The following is a 472-nucleotide window of genomic DNA, read 5'->3' as shown; positions in this document are numbered from 1 at the left end:
CCCGCGTCGTCGACGGGCTGGCCGAGACCGGCGGCGACCCCAACCCCGCGGTCGAGGACGCGGTGCGCGCCGAGGTCGCCGAGCTCTGCGCCCGCTTCCCCCTCTACCCCGGCCTCTGAGAAAGATCCCGAAAAACCAAGCGCCGCGCGGACAACAATCCGCGCGGCTCAGACGAACCCGCGCCAGGCGAGAATCGCCCAGACCAGCAGGCCCAGCACGAGCAGGTTGACGACAATGGTGCCCGCAAGGTGCAGCAGGGCATCGCGTCGCCGCTGCGCCGGGTCGATCGCCTTGAGGTGGCCGCGCAGTGCGGCAAGCGAATCCTGCACCGCCGCGTAATCCACCGCGCGTGCAAGGCGCGGGTTGTCCAGCTTGACGGCCGCGTCGGCGACGGTCGCCGCCGCCGGGCGCAGGCCGCGCGGCAGGCTGCGCCGCGCGCGCGCCAGCCGCGTGCGCAGGTCGCGGCCGCGCA

Annotated in this window: 1 protein-coding gene; it reads right to left on the bottom strand. The window is 74.4% G+C overall.

What is annotated here, in order from left to right:
* Window positions 1-167: 167 nt before the first annotated feature.
* Window positions 168-472: hypothetical protein (locus CEF10_RS16720; RefSeq protein ID WP_101069291.1), on the bottom strand; the 305-nt coding region annotated here is incomplete at its 5' end.

It is taken from the genome of Roseovarius salinarum, from assembly GCF_002834145.1.
In the GTDB taxonomy this organism is placed as follows: Bacteria; Pseudomonadota; Alphaproteobacteria; order Rhodobacterales; family Rhodobacteraceae; genus Roseovarius; species Roseovarius salinarum.
Note: the sequence above shows the minus strand (reverse complement) of the source record. Positions and strands in the feature narration are given on the sequence as shown.